Raw genomic sequence first — 24,749 nt, forward strand, 5'->3', positions numbered from 1 at the left:
GTCTTTCGCTAATTTTATCACCAATGCCTTGAGTGCTATCGCTGCTTACTGCTTTTTCCCAAAGAAACCGTCTATCTCTTTGGAGTTTGTGACAGATAACCAGCTAACTTTGTTCTGATTGCTTATATCGAACTCACGTTAAAGTATAGAGTTTAAAGTATAGAGTTTAAGGGCGTTTAAAGTTGAATGGTCATTTGATCTATGCATAAACTTTAACCTTTATACTCTATACTTAAACCTCACTCCCCAAGAACTGTCGCTACGATATGGCGCGGGCCACCGTGGTTGCGAAACTCACATAGATATATACCCTGCCATGTGCCTAAGTTGAGACGTCCGTCGGTGATGGGGATTGTAAGCGAAACACCGGCGATTATCGACTTGGCGTGGGCCGGCATGTCGTCCGAGCCTTCAAAAGTGTGAAGATAATAGGGCGCGTTTTCAGGCACAAGCCTGTCAAAGATAGTCTCGAGGTCAGCCCTTACATCCGGGTCGGCATTCTCGTTGATGGCAAGGGCGGCTGACGTATGTTTTATGAGCAGATTGAGTATGCCCTTGGAGGGGAGTTTGGGTAACGCCCTCATGATTTCGCCGCCTACCATATGTATGCCGCGACCATAGGGGCGCAGAGTGATTTCGGTTTGCTGTATCATATCCGTTGTCTTATTATTTTTCCTGAAGAAGTGAGCGGTATGTGGTCGAGATAGATGATGTCGTGCGGAGCGTGGTGTTGCGGCAGCAAATCCTTGAGTCTGACGAGCAATTCGGCTGTCACCTCGCGGCTGTCGGTCACTATCACAGCCTCCCGGCCCCAACGCTCGCTGGCGCGCGAGGTCACATAGGCTGTCGCTCCGACAGGGAGTATCGGAGCCATGACTCGTTCTATCTCCTCGGGATGAATTTTCACTCCGCCCGAGTTTATCACATTGTCATATCGTCCGAGCCATTCAAATTCATTTGTGCCGGAAAGGCTCACCATGTCATTGGTGATCAGCCGTCCGAACGACAGGGTCGAGCTGTCGATTACAAGACATCCGCGGCTGTCGGTCGAGAAGTCAAATCCCGGCAATCCGCGGTAAGTGTCATGCCCTATGCGTCTGAGTGCCACATGGCTACATGTCTCTGTCATGCCATAGGTGGCATAGGCGTTGAGTCCGGCAGACGTCAGGCTACGCTCTTGGCCGGGAGAGAGAGGCGCGCCGCCTATGATGATGTTTTCAGCCCTGCTGACAAAAGGCGAGTCCAACAGTCCTTCGAGTTGTGACGGCACAACGGGGATGAGCGTGCACGCGCCGTCATATGCTGAAAAGGGCCGGGAGGATGGCGGTTCGGTTATAAGCCGGCATCCCGCCTCGATGGCCCGTACAATCTGCATTTTGCCCGCTATATAGTCAGGCGAAAGCGGGAGCAGGAGTGTCGAACCGGCATTCAGGCCGAAAAACTCTATGGTGGCTCGAGCTGATGCCCTCATGTCGTTCTTGTCAAGGTCTATCTCTTTAGGCGCGCCTGTCGAGCCTGAGGTGTGAGCCTTAATGTATTGACTGTCGTCATACCATTGGGCAATAAACTCTCTCGCTGCGGTAGTGAGTATGCTGTCGGATGTTATCATATCTTTCCCCAGTCTTTCTCTGTGTCATATCGCAGCCTGTCGCCCGAGAGAACGAGGGGTGACGCTATGTTGTTGTGATACAGTTGTCCCGTACCCAGTCCCTGGGGCATTACAGTGTCATGGGCCGACACCCATTGGGCTATGGCATTGAGGCCGATATTTGACTCAAGGGCCGATGTAGCCCACCATCCGATGCCGCGTTCGGCGGCCAGGTCGATCCAGGCGTCCGAAGCCTCGAACCCTCCGGTAAGAGTCGGTTTGAGTATTATATAATCGGGCTTCACCGAGTCGAGCATGCGGCGTCGCGAGTCATTGTCGTTAATACCTATCAGCTCCTCGTCAAGAGCTATGGCTATCGGACTGTCGGCACATATGCGCGCCATCTCATCCCATTGGCCCTGACGTACAGGCTGCTCGATGGAGTGGATGCCTATCTTGGCGAGCCGGTCGAGCCGGCCGAGAGCTTCGTCGGGCCTGAAAGCCCCGTTGGCATCGAGCCGTATCTCTATGTCGGGCGCGAGCGAACGCAGATAGGCGAGCAGTTCCAGTTCCTGGCCGAAGTCGATGCCTCCGATTTTTACCTTTATGCATCCGAATCCCTCGGCAAGTTTTGTCTCGATGCGGCTACGCATCGTCTCGCGGTCGCCCATCCATATCAGGCCGTTTATCGTAATAGCCCCCCGGCCATTGCTCCACGGTGTGTCAAACAGCCGATGCACACCGCCTCCGGCAAGGTCACGCAGGGCGGTCTCCACTCCGAAGCGTATGGAGGGATATTCGGCCAGGCCGTCGGTTGATGAGGTGTACAGGTCTATATCGGAGCATACACGGGTCAGCATGCTTTCATAATCAGGGCGGTCGTCATAACTGAGGCCGCGAAACAGTCCGGCCTCACCGATGCCCGTCACCTCGGGCGACTGCTCGTCCCACACCTTTATATAATAGGTGTCCTTGAATGTGAGACTGTCGCGCGAGGTGATGGCGGTGAAGCGGAAGTCGAGCCGATGTTTATGCCACGAGGCTTTCATCAGCCGGGAAATTTCGGGAACTGGTCAAAGTCGGGGGTACGTTTCTCAAGAAATGCGTTTTTGCCCTCCTGAGCCTCGGCCATGAGGTAATACATGAGAGTGGCATCGCCGGCAAACTCCATCATGCCGCGCTGGCCGTCAAGTTCGGCGTTGAGAGCCCGTTTGATCATGCGTATAGCCATCGGAGAACGGCTGAGTATTGTCTCGCACCATTCCACAGTCTCATCCTCGAGGCGGTCAAAGGGCACCACCTTGTTGACCATTCCCATCTCTTCGGCTTCCTTGGCCGTGTATTGACGGCAGAGAAACCATATCTCGCGGGCTTTCTTCTGACCCACGCAGCGGGCAAGATAGCTCGAACCGAAACCGGCGTCAAAACTTCCTACCTTGGGGCCGGTCTGTCCGAAGCGGGCGTTGTCAGAGGCTATGGTCAGGTCACACACCACATGAAGCACGTGGCCGCCGCCTATGGCATAGCCGTTGACCATGGCTATCACCGGTTTGGGTATGGAACGTATGGCTTTGTGGAGGTCGAGCACATTGAGGCGAGGCACACCGTTGTCGTCGATATATCCGCCGATGCCCTTTACTTTCTGGTCACCGCCCGAGCAGAAGGCCTTGTCGCCTGCGCCGGTGAGAATTATCACGCCTATGTCGCTCGCCTCACGGCAATAGGCCATGGCGTCGAGCATCTCGAAGTTGGTGTGGGGGCGGAAGGCATTGTACACCTCCGGACGGTTGATGGTGATTTTGGCTATCTTGCCATAACGTTCAAAAAGTATGTCGTCATACTCCTTTATCTTGGTCCATACTCTTTTCATAAGTGATGTGTTATGATTGTGACATGCAAAATTACACAAAAATGAAGTATGTCGTGACATCATGCCAATAATATTTCGGCTGTATGTCGAAATGGAGCATGTATCTCATGATGCTAATGTGATTGTTGTGAAATAATGGTCATAATGTAGGTAAAATTATGCAATTTTTCGTGTCGCATTTGTTTGGCCTTGAAATAATAGGTAGATTTGTGATGTCTATAGGCAATTTAAGATAATAAACTTAAAAAAGTCATGAAACGATTCTTATTATCGGCATTGGTCGCACTTGGTGTGGTAAGTGCGAGTGCTCAAAGTTATCTGGTTGACAATCCTGCCAATCGGGCTTATTTCGGTATCCGTGTGGGTGGAGAAGTCACTTGCCCCGGTAAAATAACAGGGGGCCCTGTCGGAATCAAATTTTTCAATAATGGCGGCGGTGTCGAGTTTGGAGGAATATATAATATCCCCGTTGTGGCCAATTTTTACGTTGAGCCGGGCCTGAAATTGTATTATAATACATATTCGGTCAATAAAGACTGGGTGGATTTGTTTCAGGACGATATTGTACTGGATGGAGTCTCAGTCCGCAAGTTCGGTATGCGTGTCCCTGTTATGGCCGGTTATCACTTTGATTTCACTCGGGATGTGCGTCTGCATCTGTTTACCGGCCCCGAACTTGAAGTGGGCTTTTCCGGCAAGGAGCACATCAGCGGGAAAAATATCGATATGTCAAACAGTATCTATGGTGATGACGGTGATATGAATCGTGTGGATGTGCTTTGGGGCGCGGGAGTAGGATTGGCTTATGACCACTTCTATTTCGGTGTGTCAGGCTCATTTGGCTTGTGTAACATGTATAATGATTCATCCGTGAAATTTCATGAAAACAGAGTGACATTCTCTCTGGGATATAATTTCTGAAATTTTTGAAAAAACATCAGCCGTAATTTGCACGTGCCGGGGAAAAGTTGTAACTTTGCGCCCGAATTCTAATACAAATCACTTTAATGGCAACAAAAATCAGACTGCAACGTCATGGTCGTAAGAACTATGCGTTCTATCCAATTGTTATCGCCGATAGCAGGGCACCACGAGATGGTAAATTTATTGAAAGGATAGGTTCTTATAATCCGAACACTAATCCTGCTACAGTAACTTTGAACTTCGAGCGTGCTTTGTATTGGGTTAACGTCGGTGCACAGCCTACTGACACCGTTCGTACTATCCTCTCCAACGAGGGCGTCCTCCTGATGAAGCATCTTCAGGGTGGCGTGAAGAAAGGCGCATTTGACGAAGTTGAGGCACAGCGTCGTTTCGAGGCCTGGAAGGCTCAGAAACAGCAGGTGGCCGACAAGTTCCGCGCAACTCTCGCCGATAAGAAGGAGCTTGACGCAAAGGCTCGTCTTGAGGCTGAGCAGGCCAAGAACCAGGCTAAGGCCGAGGAAGTAGCCAAGAAGAAGGCAGAACTCGCTGCCGCCGCCGCTGAGGCAGAGGCTGCTGCTAACGCTGAGGAAGCTCCCGCCGAGGCAGAGGCTCCCGCCGCAGAATAAGCCTTACAGCTTACATTTCAAACAAAATCTCGAGGATGGACTGCATATATCATGCCGCCCATCCTTGATGTTTTTTTACAACATCAATATCATGAGACCGACCACACTCTTCTTCTCAATTGCAATGGCCTTGACTACAATGCCGCTGCATTCACAGGATTTCGATAAACATTTTGCCGACTCCACCCTGCGGCTCGACTACATATTCGGAGGCAAAGCCGGGCCGGATGCCGGTTGTACTTTGCTGCTTGACCGCGCGAGCCGGAGCCAAGGCTGGGCCGGACGCCGCCACAACCTTTCGGCTATGCCGCTTCGAGGCAACGGACGCATCGTCATGACCGACGCCGTGACGGCTGATACGCTCTATGTGACATCGTTCTCCACTCTGTTTCAGGAATGGTATTCCACGCCCGAAGCCACGCGCACGGCCAGGGCTTTTGAGAATACGTTTCTCGTGCCTGTTCCCAAGAGGGCTGCAAATGTCAGTGTGGAACTGTGGGGCGTGGACGGAAACGTCGTGGGCTCCATGACCCATACGGTCGAGCCGTCCGACATACTGATCGCCGACATGTCGGGAGTCGTCTCCAACCCTCACCGCTATATACATAAAGGTGGTGAGCCGTCGCGCGCCATAGACGTGGCTATTCTTGCCGAGGGTTATACCGCAGCCGAGGCCGAGAAGTTTTACAGGGATGCCGAGACGGCAGTCAAGGCCATACTCTCACATGAGCCGTTCAGTGAGCGGGCCGATGATTTCAACTTTGTGGCCGTTGCGGCTCCGTCGGCCGACAGCGGAGTGAGTGTGCCGCGTCTCGGCGAGTGGAAATCCACAGCCGTAGGCTCCAATTTCAGCACATTTTATGCCGACCGCTATCTGACCACAGGCAATGTCAGACGCATACACGATGCCCTTGCCGGCATACCCTACGAGCATGTCGTGATTCTTGCCAACACAAATGAATATGGCGGCGGAGGCATCTATAATTTCTACACTCTCACCACGGCCGGACATTCTAATTTCAAGCCGGTTGTGGTCCATGAGTTCGGTCACAGCTTCGGAGGGCTCGGCGATGAGTATTTTTACGAGGGCGACGATATGTCAGACCCCATATACATTGCAGGAGTCGAGCCATGGGAACCCAATCTCACCACTCTCACCGACTTCGCGTCAAAATGGCAGGATTTGCTCGCACCGTCCACACCTGTGCCCACGCCTGTGGCGGATGCCGCCCGATATCCGGTCGGAGTGTATGAAGGGGGCGGCTATCAGTTCAAGGGAGTCTACCGTCCCGCCGACGACTGCCGCATGCGCACCAACACAGCCCCGACCTTCTGTCCCGCCTGTACCCGCGCCATCGACCGCCTCATCGATTTCTATGTCAAGTAGTATGTGTCAGTAAACTTTCGGATTGAAAAACGTATAGTTTTTAGTCTTGGTAGTAGTTTTTACCACAGAATTTTGCTAATTTTGCGGTGCTTTTTAGCACCCTTTATGTGGAGGGTTTAACCTTTTAAGTAAATTCATCTCATCATGGCCAAGAGATTTAAAGAATATTCAGGGCTGAATCTGCCCGAAATCAACAATTGTGTGCTCGGAATGTGGAGCGACGAAAATGTGTTTCACCGCACCATGTCGGAGCGTGAGGGATGTCCCTCGTTTGTGTTTTTCGAGGGTCCGCCCTCAGCCAACGGCCGTCCCGGCATCCACCATGTGCTTGCACGTACCATCAAGGACATTTTCTGCCGTTACAAGACCATGCAGGGCTTCCAGGTCAAGCGCAAAGCCGGCTGGGACACCCACGGTCTGCCCGTAGAACTTGGAGTGGAGAAAAACCTCGGCATAACCAAGGAGGATATAGGCAAGAAGATTTCGGTCGACGAATATAACGCCGCTTGTCGTCGTGAGGTGATGAAGTTTACGGGCGAGTGGGAAGACCTTACTTCGCGTATGGGCTACTGGGTGGACATGCCCAACGCCTATATCACCTATGACAACCGCTACATCGAGACCGTGTGGTGGCTTCTCGGCGAGCTTTACAAGAAAGGTTATCTCTACAAAGGCTACACCATCCAGCCCTATTCGCCCGCAGCCGGCACAGGTCTGAGTTCTCACGAGCTCAACCAGCCCGGATGTTACCGCGATGTAAAGGACACCACGTGTGTGGCTCAGTTTAAGGTGGTCGACAATGATTCGCCCGCTCTGTCACCCTATCGAGAAATCCTTTTCAAGTGGGGCACACCCTACTTCCTGGCCTGGACCACAACTCCATGGACACTTCCCTCCAACACCGCGCTTGCCGTGGGTCCGGAGATACAGTATAATATCGTACGCACCTACAATCCCTATTCGGGCAAACCTATCACGGTAGTGGTGGCCGACGCCCTCATGGCCTCGCTTTTCAATCCCAAGGCCACATCGCTCCCCATGGACGGCTATGTCAAGGGCGACAAGCTCGTGCCCTATGAAGTGGCCGCACAGGTCAAGGGTCTTGACCTCGTGGGCATCGACTATGAGCAGCTCCTCCCGTGGGTCAATCCGGGCGAGGGTGCGTTTCGCGTCATCCCCGGTGACTATGTAACGACCGACGACGGTACGGGCATCGTACATATAGCCGGCACATTCGGTGCCGACGACCTTCGTGTGTCAAAGCAGAGCGGTGTGCCGCCGCTCCATCTCATAGACCGCGACGGCAACATCCGTCCGATGGTCGACATGTCGGGACGTTTCTATCTGCTCAGCGACCTCGACCCCAAGTTTGTCGAGGAGATGGTTGATGTCGAGGCCTACACACCCTGGCAGGGACAGTATGTCAAGAATGCCTACGACCCCGATGCCGCTCCCGACGCCGAGACTCTCGACGTGAAGATATGCATGGAGCTCAAGGCCACCGACAAGGTGTTTAAGATAGAGAAGCACACCCACAACTATCCCCACTGCTGGCGCACCGACAAGCCGGTGCTCTACTATCCGCTCGACAGTTGGTTTATCAAGACCACAGCCGTGCGCGAGCGTCTGATGGAGCTCAACGAGGGTATCAACTGGAAGCCCGCGTCGACCGGTTCGGGCCGATTTGGCAAGTGGCTTGAGAATCTTCAGGACTGGAATCTCTCTCGCAGCCGTTACTGGGGCACTCCGCTCCCCATATGGCGCACCGAGGATGGCTCGGAAGAGCTGTGCATATCATCGGTCGAGCAGCTTTGCGCCGAGATGGACCGTGCCGTCGAGGCCGGACTCATGAAGGAGAATCTCTATCGCAAGGCCGGATTTGTACCCGGTGATTACTCCAAGGAGAATTATGACCGCATAGACCTCCATCGTCCCTATGTCGATGACATCATTTTGCTCTCGTCCACCGGAAAACCGATGTATCGCGAGAAAGACCTCATCGACGTGTGGTTTGACTCCGGCTCCATGCCTTATGCACAGATACACTATCCGTTTGAAAACAAGGAGGCGTTTGACAACCGCGAGGTATATCCTGCCGATTTCATCGCCGAGGGTGTCGACCAGACCCGCGGATGGTTCTTTACGCTCCACGCCATCGCCGGCATGCTATTTGACTCGGTGGCCTACAAGGCCGTTGTGTCAAACGGTCTTGTGCTCGATAAGTTTGGCAACAAGATGTCAAAGCGTCTGGGTAACGCTGTCGACCCCTTCGGTCAGATAGAGAAGTTCGGAGCCGACCCGGTGCGCTGGTACATGATTTCCAACTCCTCGCCATGGGATAACCTCAAATATGACGAGAACGGTGTGGCCGAGACTTCGCGCAAGTTCTTCTCCACATTATATAATACATACGGATTCTTCGCTCTCTATGCCAACCTCGACGGCTTCGACCCCTCGGCTCAGGCTATCCCCGTGAGCGAGCGTCCCGAGATAGACCGCTGGGTGCTCTCGCTGCTCAACACCCTCGTGGGTGACGTCACCGAGGCACTCGACGATTACGAGCCCACCCGTGCGGCACGTGCTGTCTCGGAGTTTGTCGACTCGCTCTCCAACTGGTATGTGCGTCTCAACCGCAAACGTTTCTGGAATGGTGACACCGCAGCCTATCAGACACTCTATCACTGTCTCGAGACAGTGTCGCGCCTCATAGCACCCTTCGCTCCGTTCTATGCCGACGAGCTCTATCGCGCGCTGACCGGATCGGACGTGTCGGTCCACCTCGCCTCGTTCCCCGCTGTCGACGTCTCGCTTTCCGCTCCCGAGCTTGAGAAGCGTCAGCGTCTGGCCCAGGACATTGTGTCGATGTCACTTGCCCTCCGACGCAAAGTCAACATCAAGGTGCGTCAGCCGCTGAGCACCCTTATGGTGCCCGCTCTCGATGCCGACATGCGTTCGATGCTCGAGGCCATCTCGGGTCTGGTCAAGGATGAAATCAATGTCAAGGACCTCAAGATAGTGTCGGGCGACGAGAATATCATCGTCAAGAGCGCGCGTCCCGACTTCAAGAAGCTCGGCCCGAAGCATGGCAAGAACATGAAGGCCGTGGCCGAGGCCATCAAGAACCTTGATCACGCCGGAGTGGCCGCTCTCGAAGCCGACGGATATATCAATCTTTCGATCAACGGTGTCGAGACTCGTGTCGATGCCTGTGACGTGGATATAATCTCGGAGGATATCCCCGGATGGCTTGTGGCCAACAACGGCCCCGTGACTATCGCGCTCGATGTCACCGTTACTCCCGAGCTTAAGCGCGAGGGTATAGCACGCGAGATTGTCAACCGTGTGCAGAACATCCGCAAGCAGAGCGGCTTTGAGGTCACCGACCGCATCAGCCTCGTATTCTCATCGTCAGAGGCTACCGATGAGGCCATACGCGAACATGCCGACTACATCTCGCGTCAGGTGCTTGCCAACTCGCTCGACATCGCCACTGTCGACCCTGAAGCCGAGGGCGTGAGTCAACTTGATATAGATGACGTGAACATTTACGTTAAAATTTCGTTAAACAAATAAAACGTTAACATTACGAACAGAATCAACATTTCCACTGCCTAATACACATCCACTATGAGCGAGAAGAAGCGTTACAGTGATGAGGAGCTTCAGGAATTTAAAGCCCTGATCCTTGAAAAACTCACCAAGGCTCAGAAGGAGTATGACTCCCTCCGCGCCAACATCAACAACACCGACGGCAACGACATAGCCGACACTTCGCCCACATTCAAGGTGCTTGAAGAGGGGGCGACAACCCTCTCCAAAGAGGAGGCCGGCCAGCTTGCCACGCGTCAGCTTAAATTCATACAGCATCTGCAGAACGCGCTTATACGCATCGAGAACAAGACGTATGGTGTATGTTGCGAGACCGGCGAACTTATCCCCAAGGAGCGTCTCCGCGCTGTGCCGCATGCCACTCGCAGTGTCGAGGCAAAGAATATGCAGAAAAAATAATTATGCGTTCAAGAGGCACTTTAGTTGCTATAATAATTGTCATTACGGTAATCCTCGACCAGATATTGAAGGTGTGGGTCAAAACCTCCTTCTATCTGGGCGAGGATATGCCCATTCTCTCGTGGTTTCATCTGCTGTTTATCGAAAACAACGGCATGGCTTTCGGCATGACCATCGGGAGCAAGCTCGCGCTTACACTGTTTCGCATAGTGGCCGTGTCGGCCCTCATATGGTACATCTGCAAGATTTACCGTATCGCCAGAGTGCCGGCGGGTTATCTTGTGTGTCTTGCCCTGATAACTGCCGGGGCAGCGGGCAATATATTTGACTGTGTGTTTTACGGTCTGATATTTGACAATCCTTATCCGCCCGAGGTGGCTACGCTCTTCCCTGCGGGGGACGGTTATGCTCCGGTATTTATGGGCAAGGTGGTCGATATGCTCTATTTCCCGCTGTTCTCGTTCTTCTGGCCCAAGTGGGTGCCGTTTGTCGGGGGCGAATACTTCCTGTTTTTTCAGCCGGTGTTCAATCTGGCCGATGCAGCCATCTCGTGTGGCATAGTGGCGTTGCTCATCTTCTATCACCGCTACGTGTTGTCACCTTCGGCTCTGAGAGAACTGACGAGCGAAAGCAACAATTGAAAAACTACAGTAAATAAATTTTTTGAAATCCATCACCGGTCTCTATCCGTCATTTCAGTCAACCAGTCATGCGTAACATCCTATTGATAGCCGCGGCCCTGATAGTGCTTGCCGCTTGCAGCCGCACTCCGGGCTATGTGATACCCGAGGAGCGTATGGCGAGTCTTATGGCGGACATATATCTGGGGGATGCCGTGGTCGAAAATGATGCCAAGTCATTTGCCGGCGATTCGCTGCGCAAGGTGTTGTTGCAGTCGATTTATGCCAAGCACGGCGTGACGCGCGAGCAGGTCGACACTTCGCTCTATTGGTATGGCCACAATATCCAGAAATATATGGAGATGAGCCGGCGCACGGAGGAGATGCTCCAGGCGCGTATCGACGAGGCCGAGCGTGCCGGCGGCAAAGCTGAGAAGGCTCCGCGGCGCACGAGTCTCGACGGCGATTCGGTCAATATATGGACCGGCCTTGTATCGCGTCGAAATTCACGCGAGCTTGTGTCGGATTTTATATCCTTCAATGTCTCTACTGATAAAAACTGGGAGCGTGGCGACCGCTATACTCTGTCGGTCAAGGGCCTCAATACTCATCGCCCCGTGACTCTCAACATGGCTGTGGATTATAATGACGGCACTACCGAATACAGGTGGTTTACCGGACCGGCCGAGGGTATGAACCGTCTGCTGCTTGTGCTTGACTCGGCCAAGGTGGCCTCAACTCTTTACGGTACCATTCATTATGCACCTGCTCCGGGCGAGGTGTCATATCTCGATTCCATAACCCTTGTGCGTACACGCGGACGCAATGACAATGTCCGTGCCCGTGAAGGCCAGAAGACTGTGCGCAACCGATAGACTGAATGGCATAAGAGACCATTAAAAATAATATTATGCGACAGTCGGTAAGATGTCATGCGGTCATAACTCCTGATGGAGTGTGTGGAAATGCTGTCATATCATATGACGGACCGCAACTGCCGCCGCATGGCATGGCATTGACTGTCATGCCCGACAATATTTCGGTAATGCCGTTTACGGGCGAAATACATTCGACCGTCGATTATAACGGCATAGCCGTAGTTGGTGACATGCCGGGCATTTCCGACTTGTCGTTGACAGTCGATACACTTCCGTCGGTCGTCGACAGGATAAAATCATCGCTACGGCCGCCGCTAACGACCATTCATTTCATACCTTTGGGGTAGAATGAAAGTGAGGTGTCATAAATACATTTCTTTCTTTTTTATTTTTTGCATCATCGCCTTACCCTCTGAGTCGTCGGGCTATTTTTCGGTGTAGCTCGGCCTGGGCGGTATCGCCTATGTCGTCATATATGTCGGCAAGAGTGGTGTGCAGGCGATATTGAAGCCGGCGCGGATACTCCTCGTCGTCGTTTTTGATAATGTCAAGAGCGAGCATGCATCGGTCGAACGCGTTGTGCGTGTCATTGAGATGCATGTAACATTCAGCCATCTCGATTATGGCTTCAAGTGACAGCGGCGACTCTTCGAGCAGAGTCCTGTAATCGGCCACAGCCTTGTCATACTCCTCAAGCATGATATGTGCTTTGGCCCGTCCGAGCAGTGCAGGCGCAAGGGTGGGGGAGAGTGTCAGAGCCTTGTCATAGTTGGCTATGGCCGGGAGAGGAAGGTCGTCCTGCATGCAGTCGTCACCTAGCGACACGTATTCGCACGCCATGTCGGCAAACCGCAGGCTATCGGTCCGGATGCGGTCTTCAAGCAGATCAATACGCTCTCGCATGTGTGTGACCACAGAAAGTTTACGTCGGGCAAAACGCATCAGCAATTGATTGTCAAGTATTGGACGGCTGCGCATACCTTCGATTAACATGTCGAAGGCCTCGGCAAGTTCGCCCCTGTCGGCATGAATGCGGGCTTTGTCATAGCAACTGTCGGCACGGGCTTTCTCGAGGGCGTCGTCAATGAGCGACTGGTCGTTGAACGAGCGGGCGAAGTGTGTCACCGACGGATTGACAAAGATGTCGCGGTCGGCTATGGTCGAGGCGAGCGTCATGCCCTCGAAACTGCGGCAACGCGACAGTGCCACATAGGTCTGTCCGCCGGCAAAGGCTCCGTGTCCCAGGTCGATGATGGCGTTGTTGAATGTCAGTCCCTGGCTCTTGTGGACTGTGAGTGCCCAGGCCAGTTTTACCGGATATTGTGTGAAGCTGCCGAGCACGGTCTCGTCAATCTTTTTGGTCTTGGGGTTGAGGGTGTATTTGATATTGTTCCACACCTCTTGTTTGAGCCGATGTGTCGCTCCCGACTCGAGGGTTACTTCAAGCAGATCGGCAGCCACGGCCGATACACGTCCTACTGTGCCGTTGACCCAGCGGTGGTCGGGATCATTTTTGATAAACACCACCTGCGCACCCTCTTTGAGCGAGAGGTCGAGGTCGGTGGGCAGAGAGTTTTCGGGAAAATCACCCTTGATGATGCCGTGAAATTCAAACGCCGGTTTGCTGATGGCGTTGAGATGGGCCTCATTGATATGGTCGACCATGTCGCGCCTCGCCGCGAGTGTCATGGAGAAGTCTTTGGCCGCCTTCTTGCCGGGGGTAGGTATGACGGACACGCGGGTGTTTAGGCGGGCTATGTCCTGAGGTGTGGAGATGCCGGCGCGTATGCGGTCGAGCAGAGCTATGAACTCCGGGTCGTTCTGACGGTAGACCTTGCGCAGTTCGATGGGCACAATCCTGATACGTGAGAAAGCGTGAGCACCGAAAAAGTAGAAGTTGCGGTAATAGGGGCGCAGTATATCGCGCATGTCGCCTGTCACCACCGGCTCGAGTTGAAACACGTCTCCTACGAGCAACAGTTGCTTGCCTCCGAATGGCTGACGCTCATTGCGGGTGTAGAAGCGCAGCAGTTTGTCGATGAAATCTATTATGTCGGCCCTTACCATCGAAATCTCGTCGATGATTATGAGCTCGAGTTTACGTATGAGTTTGATGAGAACCGCCGGATATTTCATGCGTTCGGCCAGGCATTTGCGGTCAAAGTCGGGGTCTTCGGGCGTGATAGGCTTGAACGGTATTCTGAAAAACGAGTGGAGTGTCTGGCCACCGGCATTGACAGCCGCTATGCCGGTCGGAGCGAGCACTACGTATGGTTTGTGGGTATGGCGTGTGATGTAGCGCAGAAACGTCGATTTGCCTGTGCCTGCCTTGCCGGTCAGAAATACTGATTGGCTGGTATATTGCAACAATTCCCAAGCTCTCTGAAACTCGGGATTGTCAAGGTCAATCACCTCCTCCGTGTCGTTGTGACGCGAAGGAGGTGAGGAGGTCTTTTTGCGGGCCATTTATTGTAATGGGTATGGTGCTGAGTGTGATTAGAAACGGAATCCTAATGTGAGTACTATCTGGCTGTTGTTGTCGGAAAGCTCTGCCTTGGGGGCTTGTACGAGCAGATGGTCGCCTATCGACTCGTTGTAGTCGTTGAAGGCATGATAGTCACTCTTGCGGTGGCGATATACATAGGCCATGTCGGCATAGAAATTCTTGTATCTGTAGCCGAGTCCGCAGGTAATATAATTGGTGGAACGGTCCAGAGTGTATGACGGTTGTGTCTCGTAGTCATAGGGGCCTGAGGTGTAGATATAGTTGGCTTGGCTGCCTGTGGGGTCGAGAATCTCGCTCTTGACGGGGCTTGACTCGTAGCTGTAGCCGGCGCGTATGCTCCACTGGGGAGTGAGGCGGTATTCAGCACCGAGACGCAATATGTTGGTCGACTGATAATAGGTCTTGATGTCACCGTTCACATCATCGAAAGAATATCCGTCCCAGTCCTTGACCTTCATGTCGCCATATGCGCGGTATTCATAGTCGGCACTGATGATGGCACGTCCGCCGATTACACCGGCAGCACCCACCATGAACCGCCAGGGCGACCGGAGCTTCCAGTCAAAGTTGGCGAGATCGGTGCTGTAAGAGCCGTCGTAAGCCTCGTTTTGATAGTCGGGCGAAGACATATAAAATTCGGTGAAGCCCTGGCCTTCGTATGAAAGATTGTAGTAGGTAGGGGTGTGTATGGCTACACCTATACGCAACTCATTGATAGGCTTGACGATGACGCCGGCCTTGAAGTTGAAGCCGCTGCCCCAGATGTGTTTGTAATTGCTCAGAGTGAAAGGAGAGGCATTGCCTGTGGTGTATGTGTCGGCATTGGCGTCGGGCACATTGGCGTTGCTGAGATTTTCGGAATAATAGGCATACTGTTTGAAATCGAGGTCAGTAATGCCGAAACCAACGCCCCAATAGAGCACATTCATGACATTGCCGCCAAAGTTGATTGAATACTCGTCAATGTGGCCTTTCTCTTCGATATCATATATGGCGTTGCCTGACGAGCCGTTGTTGCCTCCCGGCATGTCGTTGTATTTGAACAGACCTACATATTCGGTATTGTTGGGGTCGACCGATGCCGGATTGATGCCGTAAGAGTTATACATCAGGATGCTTGACCACGGAGCAGACGAACTGAGATAAGGATTATAGTCCTTTGTTTCAGCCAGTGTGCCGGGCGTGAATCCGTCAAGCGAAGTAAAGTCGGCCACCATATTGGTATAGGATGTGCCGATGTTGCTGAGTATGTCGCCATATCGGCGGTCAAACGAAGCCACGCGCGAGTAGCTTACACCCCAGTTGAAGAATGGCATTGTCTCGCTGCCGGTATTGACAGCTCCGATATATCCGAAGTTGTTGACGTTAAACTTTGTCTGGCTTGTTTTTAAGTCCGAACCGCCGTTGCTCGATGTGATTGACTGCGGTTCGAGGTCAAGTGTGAGCGAAAGGTCGCTGCTGCGGTAGAGGCCTATACCGCCGGGATTCTGGTTGAGAGTGGAGATGTCACCTCCAAGAGCGGTGAACGCTCCGCCCATTGACATAAACCGGGCTGTGCCGCGCAGGTCGCCTCCACGTGAGATAGAGTATGCGTCGACTGCCGACTGGGCCATCATCGTCCCTGCCGAGAGGCTGAGGCTGAGAGCTATAAGTAGGGTCTTGTTCATAAACGTCAAGTTGAATGGATGAGTATGCTATGTTAATAACAAGTCGATTGTGAGAGTGGTTTAAAAAAGTAATAAAAAAGTTAAGATAATACCTAAAGACTTGAGCCGTTACATATTTCTTTGAGCTATTATCTTAACTTTGTTGACTTTATAATTTTATAAGACCGTTGGTAAACGTATCAGTGACGGCCACGGCCACCGCCGCCTGTGCGTGCTCCGCCGCTTGAACGGCCGCCGCCAAACGAGCCGCCGCCTGTGCCCCATGAGCTGCCGCGTGAGGGTGAACTCTGATTGTATGAGCCTGAGCCGTAACCTGAGCCGCGACCTCCGTTTGTATTGCTCGGATAGTTGTAATTACCGTTGTTGGTATTTGAGGGACGGGTTGTCACCGAGCCGTCACCACGTGTGGGGCGACGATTGGTCGAATTTACGCCCGGACGGTTGCTTGTGCCGGTCGACGGTCGGCCGTTTACGCCTGAAGGACGTGTGTAGCCGTTGGTGCCGGGACGTCCGCCGTTAGTAAGGCCGGGGCGTCCGCTGGTGCCGATGGCTCCTGTCGGTCGACGGTTGAAGGAAGAGCCCGGACGTACTCCGGGGCGATGAGTGGGTCGGTTGCCGCCCCATGACGGACCACCCCATATCGGGCCGCTCCAGCCCCAAGACGGACCCCAGCCCCACGATGGGCCCCATGCAGGTCCCCATGCCCAGCTCGGTCCCCAACCCCAGGAAGGTCCCCAGCCCCATGACCAATAGGGGTCATACCAACTGTTCCAATACCAGGGTGAATTCCATCGCCAGTTGAAGGCCCAGCTCGGGCCATACCATGCGAAATCGGGGTAGAAATAATCATAGCCCCAGTAGCCCGAGGGTGTGTTGACATAGACGTTGACACGCTCCGGCTCCATGTAGTAGATGTTTACCAACTCCTGATCGCCTGAGCCGGATACAATCTCGGGATTGTAGAACTGCTCGATGCGTCGGGTGTAGGCAAAGTCGGTGGCGGTGCTGTCGGTGGTCAGCGAGTCGGTGGCAAAGATGCCGCGACGGTTGTAATCGTCCACACTGATGGTGCGGGTGCCTGTGACGTTATAGGTGTCAGCGGCGGGATATTCCGCCACAATCACGGTCGAGGGGGTGCGGTAAGTCTGCTTGACGGTCTTGGCCGGCTTGGACTTGTCCTTGGATGCATCATAATAGATGTCATCGTCAAAATATGACTGGGCTGTGACCGCCGAGGTGGCTGCCACGATTCCTGCCATAGTAAGTAGTATGCGTTTCAGTTTCATAGAGAGATTTTACTGATAGAGTTGTGACTAATTATATGGTATCTTACTACTTAGACACCACGGGGTGAAAAAGGTTTAGAATCCCTTTTACAAAAATAACGTTTTTTCTCCTCAGTTACAACACATATAGCCTAAATTTTCACTATTTTTGTCACAGATATGGAAGAAATGAACAATAAAGCGATATTTTCGGCTCCTATACAGGGGCTTACCGAGACTGCATGGCGTCATTTTCATCACATGATTTACGGTGACGGCATCACACGCTATCACACTCCGTTTCTGCGTGTGGAGCGCGGTGAGATACGCCGTCGCGATCTGCGCCACCTTGGCTCGGATTTCAATAAGGATATACGTCTGACTCCACAGATAATCCTGCGCGATCTGCGCGAGTTTCGCATGCTCTGCGATGCTGTGGCCGAGGCCGGTTACAGGCAGATTGATATCAATATGGGGTGTCCGTTTCCACCTCAGGTCCACCATGGGCGTGGTGCGGGCATGATAGCCGACACCGAGCTGCTCTCCGCGCTCGGCGATGAGATGAGAGGCCGTTACAGCGATATTGAGTTCTCGCTCAAGATGCGTCTCGGCGTTGAGTCGCCCGACGAGTGGCGTGTTTCGGCCGATGCGGTCAACTCTCTGCCGCTCAGCCATGTCACCGTGCATCCGCGCACAGCACGTCAGCAATATCAGGGCGAACTGTGGCTCGATGAGTTTGCCGCTCTGCTCGCCGGGTCGGCTCACCCGGTGATATATAATGGTGACATCACGCATCCGTCGCATATCGATGACATTTTGTCGCGCTATCCGTCGCTTGCAGGTGTGATGATAGGTCGCGGACTTTTCTCGCGTCCTTCCATCGTGGCCGAATGGCTCGCGGGTGAGGAGTGGGACGAGTCTCGCCGTCACGAGGCTATGATGCGCCTCCATTCGATGGTCTACGGTCATTATCGCGATACTCTGAGCGGTGATGCGCAGGTGTTGGGTAAGGTTAAGCCGTTCTGGGAATATCTCGCTCCGTCTCTTGACCGGAAGGCTATGAAGGCTATAAAAAAAGCCAATTCGCTCAGAAAATACGAAGAAGGAGTTAGGGCAATTAGTAATTAGTAATTAGCAATTAGTAATTGGGCTAATGCTGACATGATAGCTTGAATATGAGACAATAATATTAGACGTCAATAATATGAAACAATATTAGACGTCAATAATATGAAACGTCCCGCATGTACTTTGAAAATACATGCGGGACGTTTGTTATTGTTGTCAGCAATTACTAATTGCTAATTACTAATTACTAATTGCTAATTGCTAATTATTCCAAGTATTAGCCGCGGATTGCTGCGATGCCGGGGAGCACTTTGCCTTCGATAGCCTCGAGGAGTGCGCCACCACCGGTAGATACGTAGCTCACCTTGTCGGCAAGACCAAACTTGTTGACGCAAGCTACAGAGTCACCGCCACCTACGAGCGAGAAAGCACCGTTTTCGGTAGCCTCTACGATAGCGTCGGCGATAGCGCGTGAACCGGCTGTGAAGTTGTCAAACTCAAATACACCTGCGGGACCGTTCCAGAGGATGGTCTTGGCACCCTTGATGGCGTCGGCAAAAGCCTTGCGGGTCTCGGGACCTGCGTCAAGGCCTTCCCATTCGGCGGGAATCTCCATGCATGATACTACCATGGTGTTGGCGTCGTTGCTGAAGTCGTCGGCTGCAACGCAGTCGGTGCCGAGCACGAGGTTCACACCCTTTTCCTTAGCCTTCTTGATGATGTCGAGAGCGAGGTCGAGCTTGTCCTCCTCGCAGATTGACTTGCCTACGTTGCCGCCGAGAGCCTTGGCGAAAGTGTAGGTCATGCCGCCGCAGAGGATAAGGTTGTCCACCTTGTCCATGAGGTTTTCGATAATACCGATTTTGGTCGAAACCTTCGAGCCGCCCATGATAGCGGTGAAAGGACGCTTGATGTCAGAGAGGATGTTGTCGACAGCGTTGACCTCTTTCTCCATGAGGTAACCGAGCATCTTGCTGTCAGCGTCGAAATAGTCGGCGATTACAGCGGTCGATGCGTGACGGCGGTGAGCTGTGCCGAAAGCGTCGTTGACATATACGTCGGCATATGAAGCGAGAGTCTTGGCAAACTCTTTCTGCTTTTCCTTCATTTCCTTCTTGGCTGCCTCATAAGCGGGGTCGGCCTTGTCGATACCTACGGGCTTGCCCTCTTCTTCGGGGTGGAAGCGGAGGTTCTCGAGCAGGAGCACTTCGCCGGGCTTGAGTGAAGCTGCGAGTTCTGAGGCCTGGGCGCAATCTTCGGCAAACTTAACCTCGGTGCCGAGATATTTGCCTACAGTGTCCTTGATCTGGCCGAGCGACATCTTGGGGTTGACCTTGCCTTTGGGCTTGCCCATGTGGCTCATGATGATGAGGCTGCCGCCGTCGGCGAGGATTTTCTTGAGTGTGGGGAGCGCACCGCGGATACGGGTGTCATCGGTGATGTTGCCGTTCTCGTCCAGGGGAACGTTGAAGTCAACGCGCACAATTGCCTTCTTGCCGTTGAAATTGTACTGATCAATAGTCATTGATGATAATTTTATTGGGTTGTCTGTTTTACAGCGCAAAATTACGGAAAATTTTCTTTAATCGTATAATTCTTCTTTCATTTTTTTATGGTGATGGCCTGAGAGGCTTCTCACTGCCTGTCTTTTGGCAGTGAGAGGCGCAGCATCACATATCCGCCTATACCTGCGATGAGCGAACCGGCCACAATGCCGAGTTTGGCATCGTTGAGCATTGCCGCGCCGGCGGCTGTCGAGGCGTCAAACGTAAGCGAGGCGATAAACAGTGACACTGTAAAGCCTATGCCTCCGAGCAGCGACACCGCACTCATCATGCGCCAGTCGGCCTGTTCGGGCATCGGGGCAATGCCGAGTTTCACGCTTGCCCATGAGAAGAGGAGTATACCAAGGAATTTTCCGGCTACAAGACCTACGAGTATGGCCAGACTCACGCCGGTGACCACTGTGAGCGGGTTGATGTCAAGGAGAAATATTCCGGCGTTGGCAAAGGCAAAGAGCGGGATTATCAGATAGTCGGTGAGCGGGTGCAGTTGGTCTTCCATGTCCTGGAGCGGTGAGATGACGCGGTCAGAGGCCGTTTCTATCTGCTTGAGCCAGTCGAGCTGTTCGTGGCTCAGGATGGTGCGGTCGTCGAGGTCGGCGTCGTCATCCTCGCGAAAGTTGCGTATGTTTTCGCGTATGACACGTATGTACTTGTTGGGGGCATAGACCGGAGTCGACGGCACGCACAGGGCAACGAGTACGCCGGCTATGGTGGGGTGTATGCCGGAATTGAGCACGAAAAACCATACCACTCCGCCTATTATGAAGTAAAACATCTTGGTCTGAATCTTCAGCACTGCGCCTCCGGCGAGCAGCACCAGCAGTCCGATGGCTGCATAGCCTATGAAGGCCACGTCGATGTGTCCGGCATAGAAGGCCGCTATGACTATTATGCCGCCGATGTCATCGACTACGGCGAGGGTGGTCAGAAATATTTTGAGAGAAGATGGCACTCTTGAGCCGAGCAGTGCGATGATGCCGAGCGAGAAAGCTATGTCGGTAGCCATGGGGATGGCCGCGCCGTCGGTGTAGTCGGTGCCTCGTGCCAGCAGATAGTAAAGACTGACGGGGACTATCATGCCGCCGATGGCTCCCATTATAGGAAGCAGTGCCTGACGTATTGACGAGAGTTCGCCGACGAGCACCTCGCGCTTAATCTCCAGTCCGATATTGAAGAAGAAGATGGCCATGAGAGCGTCGTTGATAAACTGTAGCACTGTCATCGGGTGACCTCCGTGGGAGAATACGTTGAAGTCGCCCACCTGTAGCCTCATTTCCTGACTCCAGAAGTCGTGATAGAGAGTGTTGATTCCCGGTATGTTGGCTACAATCAATGCTAGCAGTGTCGCAAACATGAGCACATTGCCGCCCGAAGCATGATGCGAGATGGCTCTGCGCGCCGAGAAGAAGATGTTGCGGGCGAAAGTGTCTGTTCCCGGTCCGTCGGGACGGGGAGCGGGTGTGTGATGAGTCATTTTGTCAAGTCTTTATGTTTCTTTAGACTTAACAAATGTCGGACTTGGAGGGTTCGGGACGGGGTAGAATGTGTTGAGCAGGTAAATAAAACAAGACTGTTACCGGCCATTGTGATTAGGGCCGATAACAGTCTTTATCTGTCGGTGTCCCGATTTTCAGGACAGTCGTATTTTCCTTACAGGGAGATTATGCCTTGCCGGCCGAGCCGAGCACCGATACAATCTTGTGCTTGTAGAGCTTCTCCATGTTGTCGCGGGCCGGGCCGAGATACTTGCGGGGGTCAAATTCGGCGGGCTTCTCGGCGAGAACCTTGCGCACGGCAGCGGTCATGGCCAGACGGCTGTCAGAGTCGATGTTGATCTTGCACACCGCGCTCTTGGCAGCCTTGCGGAGCTGCTCTTCGGGGATGCCGATAGCGTCGGGGAGCTTGCCGCCATACTTATTGATGGTGTCAACTTCGTCCTGGGGTACAGACGACGAGCCGTGGAGTACGATGGGGAATCCGGGGAGCTTCTCCATAACGGCGTCGAGTACGTCGAATGCCAACGGCGGGGGTACGAGCTTGCCTTCCTCGTTGCGGGTGCACTGCTCGGGGGTGAACTTGTAGGCACCGTGGCTTGTGCCGATCGAGATAGCGAGCGAGTCGCAGCCGGTGCGGGTAGCGAAGTCGATAACTTCCTCGGGATCGGTGTATGTGTGGTGGTCGGAGGATACTTCGTCCTCAACGCCGGCAAGTACGCCGAGCTCGCCTTCGACAGTCACGTCATACTGGTGAGCGTAGTCGCATACTTTCTTGGTGAGGGCTACGTTTTCCTCGTAGGGGAGGTGTGAGCCGTCGATCATCACAGAAGAGAAACCGTTGTCAATGCAGTCTTTGCAGAGCTCGAAGCTGTCACCGTGGTCGAGGTGAAGCACGATCTGGGGATTTTCCCAGCCGAGGCTCTTGGCATATTCTACTGCGCCTTGGGCCATGAAGCGGAGGAGAATGGCGTTGGCATAGTTGCGTGCGCCTTTCGATACCTGGAGTATCACGGGTGACTTCTCCTCGGCAGCGGCCTTGATGATGGCCTGGAGCTGCTCCATGTTGTTGAAGTTGAACGCGGGCACGGCATAGCCTCCCTTGATGGCCTTGGCAAACATTTCCTTGGTGTTTACGAGACCTAAATCCTTATAATTTACCATTTTTGTACTTATATATTGGTTGGGTTGAGTAATGGATTTCAAATCGTAAGGCCACAAAGTTAGCAAATTTTTTTCATTCTGCACCATCGCCTGTCAAAAATATTGTTAACAGGCTTTGCTGACGGCAGATTTATAGATTATGTATACTGTCCGAGATTGAAATATTGCGATTTCAGCCAGTAAGCATATATTGGATCATGAAACCTTCCATGCAGGCAGTAAGCCACATGTTGGTGTTTCTACCAATGGGAACGGAGTTTTTACACAAATTGTAACTACATAAAATGTAATTACGCTTTGTGTAGTAGTGAGTGCTGTCGATTAGTGTTGTGCATGGTGACTGGATGGTGATGTGTGGCATAATGCGGTGGCTTTTAAATATTTTTGGAGTGAGGGTGTGGTGGTTGAGAGTGGGTTGGTTGAGGGCGGTGGTGTCGGTATCGCAAAGTTACGACATGAAATATGGCAGAATGGTGCGATAATGTCGCGCAGGATGACGTTTGTGACAAAGTTCTTTTTTTGCGGTTAGGGAAAAAAGAGCTAAATTTGTGGGAAATTGTATATATCGGTCAATGATTAATTTCCGAAAACTCTCCATATATTCCATCCTGGCTTTGTCGGGACTGAGTGCGGGAGCTGCATATCCGCTTGATTATGAGGTGTCGCTGACGGCAGGAGCGGGTAGCGGTGATTTCGCACCATATTATATTTCGGCTATGCGTGGAGGCCGTTTTTCCAGTGCCTCCAATATCCAGGCCGAAGCATCGGTGTGGCGTCCGCTCGACATGGCAGGCCGATGGGGCTATGGCTTCGGTCTTGACTTGATCGGCGGCCATGCGTCGGCTGTGGATTATGAGCGGTATGACGTGGCCGGTGAGGTGTGGCTCAGACACCCGATGCGTCCGTCATCGGCACGTATCCAGCAGCTTTACGGCATAGTGCGTTACCGCTCGGTGTTTCTCTCGGCCGGTATGCGCGAGCATGGTTCGCCTCTTCTCAATCAGCGGCTTACGAGCGGTGACCTTGTGGAGAGCGGCAATGCCCGTCCGATACCCGAGGTCAGGGCAGGATTTGTCGATTTTCAGGACATCCCCTTTACCAACGGATGGGTGCAGATACAGGGCGAGGTAGCCTATGGCAAGATGCTTGACGATGACTGGTGGCGCGACCATTACAATTATTATAATGAGAATCTTTCGCAGGGTCAGTATTACAGCTACAAGCGGTGTTATTTCCGCACACGACCCTCTGAAAGACTGTCTGTAACAGTGGGCATGCAGGCCGCCGGAGAGTTTGGCGGTTATACCGACTTTTACAATCACGGCAGAGTGTGGCGTCATGAGGACCGCTCGGCCGGAGTCAAGACGCTCCTGCGCATGCTTCTCCCGATAGGTGAAGGTGGTGAGAGCTTCTACGTGGGCAATCATCTTGGGTCGTGGGATCTCAGGGCCCGTTATCGTCTCGACGGCGGTCATGAGTTGGCCGGATATTTCTCCTGGCCTTTCGAGGACGGGTCGGGCATAGGCAAGCAGAACGGCTGGGACGGCCTGTGGGGCATAGAGTATAAAGCTCCCGGCAAAGGCGGAGTCATCTCGGGTGCTGTAATCGAATATCTCGACTTTACCAATCAGAGCGGACCCATACATTTCAATCCGGCCGACTGGGTAGGTACTACCATCACCGGCCACACATCGGGGTCGGATGACTATTATAATAATGTGTCGTATAATTCTTATGCCTATTACGGGCAGTCGATAGGTACTCCGGCACTTATGGCACCTATCTATAATCTTGACGGGTGCAATAAATTTTTGGCCAACGCCATGCGCGGATTTCATGTCGGGGTCGAGGGTTCGATAGCTCCCGGAGTGGATTATCTGGTCAAAGGGGGCTACCGCAAGGCGTGGGGCAGCGGATATTTCATGCTGCCGGCTCCGATACATCTCTCGTCGGTGATGGCCGAGGTGACTTGGAGTCCGGCCCGTGTAAAGGGGCTGTCGGTCAACGCGCAGGTCGAGGTGGACCGCGGCAATATGCCGTCGAATGCTTTCGGCGCGATGGTTTCGGTAAAATATCACGGACTCTTAAACTTATAGCCGGATGCGAAGATTATATAATAT

At 53.0% G+C, this 24,749-nt stretch carries 20 protein-coding genes and 1 pseudogene; 11 read left to right on the plus strand and 10 right to left on the minus strand.

Annotated elements, in window-relative coordinates; genetic code table 11:
- Positions 1–118 (plus strand): annotated as a pseudogene (locus QGT73_RS02925) (IS982 family transposase); the annotation flags it as partial.
- A 121-nt stretch (positions 119–239) separates the two neighbouring features.
- On the opposite strand, the gene QGT73_RS02930 reads toward QGT73_RS02925, so the two are convergent.
- From QGT73_RS02930 to menB, 4 genes are read right to left on the minus strand one after another with little or no spacing between them, the layout of a single operon-like run.
- A complete protein-coding gene (locus QGT73_RS02930; protein ID WP_280121353.1) occupies positions 240–653 on the minus strand; it encodes a secondary thiamine-phosphate synthase enzyme YjbQ in 414 nt (137 codons plus the stop codon).
- Positions 650–1,609, minus strand: coding sequence for an AMP-binding protein (locus tag QGT73_RS02935; protein WP_280121354.1), 960 nt, complete (start codon positions 1,607–1,609; stop codon positions 650–652). Before QGT73_RS02935 ends, QGT73_RS02930 begins: the two co-directional genes overlap by 4 nt.
- A complete protein-coding gene (locus QGT73_RS02940; protein ID WP_280121355.1) occupies positions 1,606–2,637 on the minus strand; it encodes an o-succinylbenzoate synthase in 1,032 nt (343 codons plus the stop codon). Before QGT73_RS02940 ends, QGT73_RS02935 begins: the two co-directional genes overlap by 4 nt.
- Positions 2,637–3,458, minus strand: coding sequence for a 1,4-dihydroxy-2-naphthoyl-CoA synthase (gene menB, locus QGT73_RS02945; protein ID WP_280121356.1), 822 nt, complete (start codon positions 3,456–3,458; stop codon positions 2,637–2,639). The genes QGT73_RS02940 and menB overlap by 1 nt, the downstream gene beginning before the upstream one ends.
- A 252-nt stretch (positions 3,459–3,710) precedes the next feature.
- Here menB and QGT73_RS02950 point away from each other — a divergent pair, with 252 nt between their 5' ends.
- The 8 genes from QGT73_RS02950 (at position 3,711) to QGT73_RS02985 (ending at position 12,248) form a co-directional block, all read left to right on the plus strand.
- Positions 3,711–4,379 (plus strand): porin family protein, encoded by a 669-nt coding sequence (locus QGT73_RS02950; protein WP_280121357.1) that lies wholly within the window; start codon positions 3,711–3,713, stop codon positions 4,377–4,379.
- Between the two features lie 86 nt (positions 4,380–4,465).
- Positions 4,466–5,008: a 30S ribosomal protein S16 gene (locus tag QGT73_RS02955; RefSeq protein WP_280121358.1), complete on the plus strand. Its 543-nt coding sequence runs from the start codon at positions 4,466–4,468 to the stop codon at positions 5,006–5,008.
- Positions 5,009–5,099: 91 nt separating this feature from the next.
- Complete coding sequence (locus QGT73_RS02960) at positions 5,100–6,395, plus strand: M64 family metallopeptidase (RefSeq protein ID WP_280121359.1); 1,296 nt, start codon at positions 5,100–5,102, stop codon at positions 6,393–6,395.
- A gap of 144 nt (positions 6,396–6,539) precedes the next feature.
- Complete coding sequence (gene ileS / locus QGT73_RS02965; RefSeq protein ID WP_280121360.1) at positions 6,540–9,968, plus strand: isoleucine--tRNA ligase; 3,429 nt, start codon at positions 6,540–6,542, stop codon at positions 9,966–9,968.
- Between the two features lie 54 nt (positions 9,969–10,022).
- Positions 10,023–10,403, plus strand: coding sequence for a TraR/DksA family transcriptional regulator (locus tag QGT73_RS02970; RefSeq protein ID WP_280121361.1), 381 nt, complete (start codon positions 10,023–10,025; stop codon positions 10,401–10,403).
- Positions 10,404–10,405: 2 nt separating this feature from the next.
- Entirely contained in the window at positions 10,406–11,044 is a 639-nt protein-coding gene (locus QGT73_RS02975) for a lipoprotein signal peptidase (protein WP_280121362.1), read from the plus strand.
- Positions 11,045–11,112: 68 nt separating this feature from the next.
- Positions 11,113–11,898: a DUF4296 domain-containing protein gene (locus QGT73_RS02980; protein WP_280121363.1), complete on the plus strand. Its 786-nt coding sequence runs from the start codon at positions 11,113–11,115 to the stop codon at positions 11,896–11,898.
- A 35-nt stretch (positions 11,899–11,933) separates the two neighbouring features.
- The gene (locus tag QGT73_RS02985; RefSeq protein WP_280121364.1) at positions 11,934–12,248 is read left to right on the plus strand and encodes a hypothetical protein; all 315 of its coding nucleotides are present in this window, start codon (positions 11,934–11,936) and stop codon (positions 12,246–12,248) included.
- 58 nt (positions 12,249–12,306) lie between these two features.
- Here the strand turns inward: QGT73_RS02985 and QGT73_RS02990 are convergent, their stop codons facing one another.
- The 3 genes from QGT73_RS02990 to QGT73_RS03000 form a co-directional block, all read right to left on the minus strand.
- Complete coding sequence (locus tag QGT73_RS02990) at positions 12,307–14,367, minus strand: AAA family ATPase (RefSeq protein WP_280121365.1); 2,061 nt, start codon at positions 14,365–14,367, stop codon at positions 12,307–12,309.
- A 30-nt stretch (positions 14,368–14,397) separates the two neighbouring features.
- Complete coding sequence (locus QGT73_RS02995; RefSeq protein ID WP_280121366.1) at positions 14,398–16,074, minus strand: OmpP1/FadL family transporter; 1,677 nt, start codon at positions 16,072–16,074, stop codon at positions 14,398–14,400.
- Positions 16,075–16,253: 179 nt separating this feature from the next.
- Positions 16,254–17,360 carry a dermokine domain-containing protein gene (locus QGT73_RS03000; RefSeq protein ID WP_123616250.1) on the minus strand — a complete coding sequence of 369 codons (1,107 nt, stop codon included), beginning with the start codon at positions 17,358–17,360 and terminating at the stop codon, positions 16,254–16,256.
- 159 nt (positions 17,361–17,519) lie between these two features.
- Here QGT73_RS03000 and QGT73_RS03005 point away from each other — a divergent pair, with 159 nt between their 5' ends.
- On the plus strand, positions 17,520–18,467 hold the full coding sequence (locus QGT73_RS03005; RefSeq protein WP_280121367.1) for a tRNA-dihydrouridine synthase family protein: 948 nt from the start codon (positions 17,520–17,522) through the stop codon (positions 18,465–18,467).
- 217 nt (positions 18,468–18,684) lie between these two features.
- Here the strand turns inward: QGT73_RS03005 and QGT73_RS03010 are convergent, their stop codons facing one another.
- The 3 genes from QGT73_RS03010 to QGT73_RS03020 all read right to left on the minus strand — a co-directional run bounded on the left by QGT73_RS03010 (position 18,685) and on the right by QGT73_RS03020 (position 22,629).
- Positions 18,685–19,932 (minus strand): phosphoglycerate kinase, encoded by a 1,248-nt coding sequence (locus tag QGT73_RS03010; protein ID WP_280121368.1) that lies wholly within the window; start codon positions 19,930–19,932, stop codon positions 18,685–18,687.
- Positions 19,933–20,042: 110 nt separating this feature from the next.
- Positions 20,043–21,446 carry a Na+/H+ antiporter NhaA gene (gene nhaA, locus QGT73_RS03015; RefSeq protein WP_123616247.1) on the minus strand — a complete coding sequence of 468 codons (1,404 nt, stop codon included), beginning with the start codon at positions 21,444–21,446 and terminating at the stop codon, positions 20,043–20,045.
- 187 nt (positions 21,447–21,633) lie between these two features.
- A complete protein-coding gene (locus tag QGT73_RS03020; RefSeq protein ID WP_123616246.1) occupies positions 21,634–22,629 on the minus strand; it encodes a class II fructose-bisphosphate aldolase in 996 nt (331 codons plus the stop codon).
- Between the two features lie 572 nt (positions 22,630–23,201).
- On the opposite strand from QGT73_RS03020, the gene QGT73_RS03025 reads away from it, so the two are divergent.
- A complete protein-coding gene (locus QGT73_RS03025) occupies positions 23,202–24,725 on the plus strand; it encodes a capsule assembly Wzi family protein (RefSeq protein ID WP_280121369.1) in 1,524 nt (507 codons plus the stop codon).
- Positions 24,726–24,749: the final 24 nt, after the last annotated feature.

Origin of the sequence: Duncaniella muricolitica, from assembly GCF_910574735.1 — a bacterium.
GTDB lineage: Bacteria > Bacteroidota > Bacteroidia > Bacteroidales > Muribaculaceae > Duncaniella > Duncaniella muricolitica.